Origin of the sequence: Aquimarina sp. Aq78 (genome assembly GCF_900299525.1) — a bacterium.
In the GTDB taxonomy this organism is placed as follows: domain Bacteria; phylum Bacteroidota; class Bacteroidia; order Flavobacteriales; family Flavobacteriaceae; genus Aquimarina.
This window is the reverse complement of sequence record NZ_OMKA01000025.1, coordinates 1-9,292: the sequence shown is the minus strand read 5'-3', so window position 1 is coordinate 9,292 and position 9,292 is coordinate 1. Positions and strand designations below refer to the sequence as shown.

The 9,292-nt window shown below is 36.7% G+C and carries 2 protein-coding genes; both read left to right on the top strand.

Going from position 1 to position 9,292, the window contains the following annotated elements; genetic code table 11:
- Positions 1–686: 686 nt before the first annotated feature.
- Positions 687–1,031, top strand: coding sequence for a hypothetical protein (locus DG435_RS16325; RefSeq protein WP_106795133.1), 345 nt, complete (start codon positions 687–689; stop codon positions 1,029–1,031).
- Positions 1,032–1,188: 157 nt separating this feature from the next.
- Positions 1,189–9,117 (top strand): gliding motility-associated C-terminal domain-containing protein, encoded by a 7,929-nt coding sequence (locus DG435_RS16320; protein ID WP_108840635.1) that lies wholly within the window; start codon positions 1,189–1,191, stop codon positions 9,115–9,117.
- Positions 9,118–9,292 lie beyond the last annotated feature (175 nt).

Below are 9,292 nucleotides of genomic sequence, written 5' to 3'. Positions count from 1 at the left end.
CCGAGTTAGGTCAGAGTCAATTTAATGATGGGAGTTATGAGGTCTTTCTCAGATTCGAGCTCTTCAAAAAATACAATAGAATGTTAACACCTCGTTTCTTTTAATCAAAATAACATTACACCCTGGTTGTCGTTTTAACTTTCTGTTAAAGAATGTGTTACTGTGTATAATTCAAAGAATAGGTGAGATAATATCTATTACAATTTCTTAAAATCCATCCCTATTCTTGTATCAATAGCCAATCACACTGCATTTGTTATGGTAAAACCATATTTATTTTGAGTTTTTAATGTATTTATAATTAAGGATTTATATATAAATTTATAATGTTAAGAAAAACATGATATAAGTCATTATTATTAAAATTATTGTTGCGTATATAAAAAATTACATTTAATAAATATATTTCCTATTTCATCTTGTTGATGTATTTTCTTTTTTAATACCTAACGATACTATTGTTAAAATTGTATAATTACATTCCCATGTTTTTCTTACCCATATATAGTATAAATAATGTTATTTTCTATTTTGAATTAATAAGAGAATAGAGTTTTATACTAAAAATATCAAAAATGAATTAACAATAACGAATAGCTAAAAAACAATCCAGCAATTATAAAACTTTTGGCGAGCCAGCAATTGTAAGGATTTGAATAACGATAATTTTAAACTAAACCACCATTATGAGGTTCCTTTTTTTTATATCAAAAGATATATCTTCTTTCATTCAGAATATCTACACAAGTTGCATTCAAAAGCAAGTTGATAACCCACTTAATTATAAAGCACTATTTCTAACAGGGATGATTACCATTTTATTAGGAGCGTATTCTTTTATAGCGTACTCCTTTTTAGAAACTTCTTCAGTGTTAATAGAAGATAAAAACTATCATAATATACAGAGAAAAACAGGAAAAATCACTGCTAATTTCGATGACAAATATGCATATAGATTTCTTTTGAGATCTAACCTTCATAAAGAGAGGAGTTTGCGTATGAATAACAAAAAAACCAAGATATTTTGTTAGTAGAGAGGAAACCGATTATCGATTAGAAATGGTATTTCATCGATAGAAATGATACCGTTAACGTTGTTTTTGATTTTTTTAACAAAAATACATGTTAATTTCGAATAATTTATTTTTCAAGACTATTTACCCTTTGTTATCTAAATAATACAAGTTTATGATAAATTTTACTCAAATCTTACATTGTAAAAAGAGACCATTTTTCTTTTTCATTTTCTTTTTATTTCTTGGTAGTCAGATAAATGCTCAGGTGGTTACTACTTGGGGGTCTTTGTCGGGTACAGTTCCAGAGAATAATTTTCAGACGAGTAGTTTGTCTTCGATAGGAGATGGGGTAACTATTGTAACAGTTGATATCACTAGATCATCTTCATCGAGTGTAGGGGGAGCAGTTAATGCAGTTGCGCCAAGCTCAACTTTGGCAAATAGTTTTAATAATGCCAGAACTACAGTTGGAGTTTCGGGTAATACTTATACTTATACATTTAGTGAACCTGTGCATGTTATTTTGAGTTCTCAGGAACATAGTAACCTTATTAGAACTGAAAATATAAAAATTTCTAGCCCCGATGTGGGCGCTTTATTTTCCGGAAGCTTAACAAATCCCCAAGAAGGACATTTTATAAGTAATAATAATACTTCAGAAATTCATATAGGTTCTAAAAGTACAATCACTACTGCAGGAACATACTGGACAGTAGAGAGTAATATCGCAATAACTACTTTATCGGTAGAATATTATACTACTGATGCCACAGAAGCCGCTTCTGGAGAACCATTTACAATGGATTTATCACCAAATCCATGGTTAAGATTAGACACAACAAATGTTACGGGAGCTGGAGGAATTGATATTAATTCTACTGCTTGTTCCACGGGATGGGAGCCATTGGATAATACCAATACAGGTGCAACTTCAGATTTGGTAGCTCCACATGGAATTCAGTCTATGACAGTTACACTTACAAATGAACAGGATATCGGTCAGGAAGAACTTACTATGACAGGAGGATTTACTGGTATTTTGGTTTCTGGAAATAATACTACTAGTTTAACAATCACTAATGATGGTAATGCTACAATATCAGAATTTAGACAAGTATTGGATGATATTTTTTATCTAAATAATTTGGTAAATCCAACCACAGGAGTAAATCGATTGATTGATATTCAGATAACAGATTTTTATGGAGGTACCTCTAATATAGCTACTGGATCCTTTCCTATAACAAGAGGTCCGCGATCGGGATCTACTAATGGTCAACTAATAATTTTTGTAGGTGATGGACCAACAGATTTATTTACAGGTTTAGATGGTACTGAAGACGCAGGCGGTACATGGGTGGATGTAAATGCTACAGGGGCGTTAGCTGGTAGTATAGTAGATGAAGCTACTCTACCTTTAGGAGGAAGTATTTTTAGGTATGATGTAACGGGACCGTCACCATGTAGTAATGCTTCAACAACTGTAGTCGTTATTAAGATGAGTAATACAGAAATAGCACTTACTTCTCCTTCGGCTTGTGGAGAACTGGTTACTGCGTATGCAAATCCATTACAATCAGCAAATTCTGACGATCCAATATTTGTTTTTGATTCTGGATCAGGAGAATTAGTTTGTCCTGCCGGATCAGCGGGAACCATATATGATTGGTATATTTTTAACCCTACTAGTAATTCATACGACGCTTTTGCCTTAGGTTCAACTCCTGTACAGACAGGTTTGGCCGATGGAGGATATCTTATAGTAAGAAATGATGGAGGTACGGTAGAAGAGGGTAGAGCATGGATTTGGAATTCATCTTTAGTTATGGATGCGGGTGCGCCACAAAATGCATGTTCAGGAGATACTGTAAATTTGGCAGGTGCCGGTACCGTTACCAATCCGGTATACACATATTATGATCCGGTACCAAGACCATTTCCTATTACTGCTACAACAGAGATTAGTGTAACATTTGATGCCACGCACACTTATGTTTCTGACCTTGGATTTTTTGCAGTTGCTCCCGATGGAAATACTACAGTTACCTTAGGGCCAAACCAAGGGAACACTTGTAATTCTGGTGATAATGTAACTAATTTAACATTTACAAATGATGCAGTTGGAAGTGTATTTAATTTTTGTGCACAACCAGCACCTCTAACAGGGACTCATGATCAATATTTTGATGGTACTGGAACTTTTGCCATTGATTGGTCTCCTTTCATTGGTTTTGATGCTAGAACAGGAGGGTGGGCAGTCCAGATTTATGATTGCGTAGGAGCGGATACAGGTACATTAGATGGTGCTACAATAATATTCGATGACGGATTAGGCAATGTTGTCACATATACCAGTGGTTCAATATCTGTTGGAATAAGCGATAATTCATGTACGCCAGCTTCCGCTTCAATTTATGTAGTGCCTTTTACACCAGCAACTCCGGGTGTTGATAATTCAATATCATTATCTGATGGTATTGGTGTTGGAGGAGCAGGAGGATACGAATGGTCATATAGTACAACAGGTCCAGCCGGACCTTGGTCAGGAGCTTTTGAAAATAGTACATTAACACCATCAAGGATAGTTAATGAAACTACTTGGTTTAGGATAGTAGGAGATAATGGGGTTAGTTGTGCTACAGAAGATATAGTACAAATTACAGTTAATGACCCACCTAATTCTGGTACTGGAACAGATGAATTTGCCTGCGCTGGAGATACAGTAGTTAATCTTAATTCTTTGATCACAGGTGCTGATGTTGGAGGAATCTGGAGTGTTTCGGGGTCTTCTCCTGATAATCCAGGAGGTGATTTTAATGCAGGAGCCGCAACATATGATCCAGCAACAGGAGGTATATACACTTTTGATTATACAGTTGCTGCAACGGCACCATGTGTTAGTAATGCTATCACTTCTGTAACAGTTTCGGTTCAGGCGTCGCCAAATTCTGGTATAAACAATACAATTAATGCGACTATAGGCGATGGTACAATAAATCTACTATCCAATCTTTTAGGAACTCCAGAACCATTTGGTATTTGGAGCCTTAACGGAGCAAGTGATAATCCAGGAGGTAGCTTTGATTCTTCTTCGGGAACAGTAGATACAAATACACTAACCGATGGGACTTATATATTTGATTATTCATTAACAAGTTGTACCACATCCACATCTTCTCTTACCATAATATTTACAACATTAGATACAGATAATGATGGGATAGGAAATCTCGCAGATATCGATGATGATAACGATGGGATTTTGGATACAGTAGAAAATACATTAGGAGTCAACCCTTCTATAGATGCGGATAATGATGGTATTCCTAACTATCAAGATTTCGATAATAATGGAAGTGGAACCGCACCTGTTTGTATAGATGGTAATCTAGATGGGATTTGTGATACATTGGATCCTGTTTTTGATTTTGACGGAGATGGGGTTCCTAATCATTTGGATTTAGACAGTGATAACGATGGAATTACAGATTTAGTTGAGTCTGGACAACTAGATAATGGAGCAGTAGATGCAAATCAAGATGGCATTATAGATGGTGTACCAGCAGATTTTGGATCTAATGGCCTTGCTAATACTATCGAATCAAATGATACCGCCGCAGCTACTACGGCAAATCCTACAAGTACAGATACAGATGGAAATGCAAATTATGTGGATATAGATGCTGATAATGACGGTATTGTAGATAATATAGAAGGGCAATCTACTTCAGGATATCTTCCGCCAAGCGGAAATGATACCGATAATGATGGTATAGATGATCAATATGATGCAAATTGTACTATTGCTACCTGTGGATTAAATGGAACTCCTATAACACCAGAAAATACAGACGGCCTTGCAGACGGTGCAGATTATATAGATTTAGATTCTGATGAAGATACCGAAAGTGATACCATAGAAGCCTATGATAGTAATGATGATGGTGTAGTAGATGCTACAGATACTATTGGAACCACTCCGGATTTGGGACTCTTGGGAACCGATAGTGATGGAGACGGGTTAGATGATGAATTTGATACAGATGGAGCGAGTACTACAGATGCAGGTGGATCAAATAATGGAGGACAGACAGCTATTAATCCTTTTCCTGATACAGATAGCCCAGGAGGAGAACCGGATTGGAGAGAAAGTATTAATAATGATTTTGAGATCACAAAAGTAGATACATATGTTGATACGAATGGTAATGGTATTATTGATGCAGGAGATACAATAAATTACACATTTATTGTAACGAATAACGGTACCGCTACACTTACTACAATTAGTGTTACTGAAAGTGACCCTAATGTTATAGTTAGTGGAGGTCCTATAGCTTCGTTGGCACCATCAGCAGTTGATAATTCAACATTTTCTGCTACTTATACCATATTAACAGCGGATATTACTGCTGGAACATATAGTAATACTGCAACCGTAAATGCAGGAGATCCTAATGGAAATCTAATTACTAGTTTATCTGATGACCCAGACGATCCAGCAAATGCTACTGATAATGATAATGATGGCAATCCAGATGATCCAACAGTTACCGATTTACGTCAGCCTTTATTAGATATTACCAAGACCAGTACAGGTGTTGTTGATACGAATGGTAATGGTATTATCGATGCCGGAGATACGATCAACTACACTTTTGTAGTGACCAATACAGGAAATATAGATTTAACCGGAATCAGTGTAACGGATGCTAATGCTACAGTTGTCCCTGCGACTACGATAGATTTGATAGTTGGCGCAGTAGATAACAGTACGTATACTGCAAGTTATATCATTACTGCCGGAGATATTACTACGGGTAACTTTACCAATACAGCAGTTGCGAGTGCTCCAAATCCATTAGGAGGAGCAGCGGTTACTGATAATTCTGATGATCCCAATAATGCTACGAATGTAGATCCAAACAATGATGGCAGTCCAGATGACCCTACGGTTACCGATTTACGTCAGCCTTTATTAGATATTACAAAGACCAGTACAGGCGTAGTAGATACGAATGGTAATGGTATTATCGATGCAGGAGATACGATCAACTACACTTTTATAGTAACCAATACAGGAAATATAGATTTAACCGGAATCAGTGTAACGGATGCTAATGCTACAGTTGTCCCTGCGACTACGATAGATTTAGTAGTTGGCGCAGTAGATAACAGTACGTATACTGCAAGTTATATCATTACTGCGGGAGATATTACTGCCGGTACCTTTAACAACCAGGCCGTTGTAAGTGCCTTAAACCCATTAAATCCATTAGGACCACCGGTTACTGATAATTCAGATGATCCCAATGATGCAACAAATGTAGATCCGGATAATGATGGTAGTCCAGATGATGTTACGACTACCGATTTACGTCAACCTTTATTAGATATTACTAAAACCAGTACAGGCGTAGTAGATACGAATGGTAATGGTATTATCGATGCCGGAGATACGATCAACTATACTTTTGTAGTAACCAATACAGGAAATATAGATTTAACCGGAATCAGTGTAACGGATGCGAATGCTACAGTTGTCCCTGCGACTACGATAGATTTGATAGTTGGCGCAGTAGATAACAGTACGTATACTGCAAGTTATATCATTACTGCCGGAGATATTACTACGGGTAACTTTACCAATACAGCAGTTGCGAGTGCTCCAAATCCATTAGGAGGAGCAGCGGTTACTGATAATTCAGATGATCCCAATAATGCTACGAATGTAGATCCAAATAATGATGGCAGTCCAGATGACCCTACGGTTACCGATTTACGTCAGCCTTTGTTAGATATTACAAAAACAGGAACTTTAGATGATGCTAATCTTAATGGTTTTGCTGATGTAGGAGAAAATATCAATTATACCTTTGTGGTCACCAATAGAGGTAATGTTGATTTAACCGGAATCAGTGTAACGGATGCGAATGCTACGGTTGTTCCTGCTACAACTATAGATTTAATAGCTGGTGCAGTGGATAATAGCACATATACAGCAGTACATACATTAACTCAAGCGGAAATAAATTCTGGAAGTTATATTAATCAGGCCGTTGCGAGTGCACCGAATCCATTAGGAGGAGTAGCAGTAACAGATAATTCAGATGACCCTAATGATGCAACGAATGTAGATCCAAATAATGATGGTAGCCCAGATGATGTTACGGTAATTACATTGACTCCTAATCCTGTGATTAGTATAACTAAGGCAGACAATCTACCAGCAGATGGATCTTATAATACTGTTGGTGAGGCAATAATATACACCTTGGAAATAACAAATAGTGGTAATGTAACGCTAACAAATGTAGTCCTTACAGACCCAAATGCTGATACTATAACTCCTGGTGTAATTGCTAGTATTGATCCAGGTCAAACAGTTATAACTACCGCTACACATGTAATCACTCAGGCAGATATAGATCTTGGAACCGTTACAAATACAGCTAGTGTGACAGCGGAGGATCCTAATACAACTCCAGTAAATGATGATTCTGATGATCCGGATACACCGGCTCCAGATGATGCGACGATAACTATTATTGACCAAAATCCAGAACTAACATTAACCAAAATATCTAATGCTCCTGCTGATGGTGCTTATGATACCGTAGGTGAAGTAATTACATACACATTAGAAGTAATTAATACAGGAACTGTTACTATTAATAATATAACGGTTACAGATCTTAATGCAGATGCAGGAAGTATTACACCGGCAAATATTGTAACTATCGCTCCTGGGGATAGAGTTACAGTAACTGCTGCGCATACGATTACTCAATTAGATCTTGATGCAGGAATAGTGATTAATAGAGCCGATGTAGTTGGAGAGACTCCAGGGGGAACGCCTGTTACAGATACGTCTGATGATCCTACAACCCCAGATCCAAATGATGCTACCGAAACAGAGACCGGATTAGTAACAATAGGAAGATTATCAGTAACAAAATCAGCAGATCTTAGAGTTTTTACAGCCATAGGAGATGTAATTACGTATACAATAGAAATAGAAAATACCGGTACTGTTACATTAAGTAATATTATCGTAAATGATGCTAATGCGACGATCATATCAGGGTTACCAATATCAACCTTGACACCAGGAACTACTGTAACAATAGTTGCAGAACACGTAGTGACTCTAGCTGATATATTGGAAGGACAAGTAGTTAATGTAGCCGAAGTTACCGGGGTAACTCCAACATCTGAAACAATAACAGAAACTTCTGATGATCCAAATAATTCTGATGATAATGACCCTGATCTTGATGGCGATCCAGATGATCCAACGATTAGTGTTATTGATAGTGATAGTGATGGTATTCCTGATCCAGATGATATGGATGATGATAATGATGGTATTACTGATATTGAAGAACAAAATGGAGATCCTAATCTGGATACTGATGGTGATGGTATTATTGATCGCTTAGATCTTGATGCAGATGGAGACGGAGTATTAGATGTATATGAATCCGGTGCCGATCTTGATGGACTTTCGATTTCTAATATAGGAAGAATAGAAGGTACCGTAGGAACTGATGGTATTCCTGATGGAGTACAGGATGTTAGAGAATTTGATTCAGGTAATGTTAATTATCCTATTCAGGATACAGATGGTGATGGTAGAGATGACTTTCAAGATATAGATGATGATGATGATGATATTCTTACTGTTGATGAAAATCCAGACCCTAATGGAGATGGAAATCCAGATGATGCTTTTGATACGGATGGTAATGGTACTCCCGATTATTTAGAGCCTAATGGATCAACAGGAGAAGGTGAAGATGGGATTACAGTCTTTACCGGAATGTCTCCAAATGGAGATGGTGTTAATGATGTATTCATCATTAGTGGAATAGAAAGATTAGAGAACACCTTAGAAATATACAACCGTTGGGGAGTTAAAGTGTATGGAGCTAAAAACTATGGAAGAAATGATAACTTCTTTAGAGGGATCTCAAATGGAAGAACTACAATAGAAGGAACAGATCAATTACCAGTGGGTACCTATTATTATGTTTTAGAGTATGTCTTAGAATCAGGTGAACGTAAATCTAGAGCAGGTTACATATACATAAACAGATAATCAATCAAAATTTAATCCCCCACGAGTATCATTATGCCTGCTCGTGGGTGAAATAAAAATGTTAAATTAGAGCGGATGAAAAAAATAAAGATAATAGTTGTGACATCGTTTTTAAGCGTTATGTTTTTTAATAGTTATGCACAACAAGATGCTCAGTACACTCAGTATATGTATA

Coding starts and splice junctions, on each gene's coding strand:
- DG435_RS16320 (WP_108840635.1), top strand. CDS start 1,189: ATGATAAATTTTACTCAAATCTTACATTGTAAAAAGAGACCATTTTTC.
- DG435_RS16325 (WP_106795133.1), top strand. CDS start 687: ATGAGGTTCCTTTTTTTTATATCAAAAGATATATCTTCTTTCATTCAG.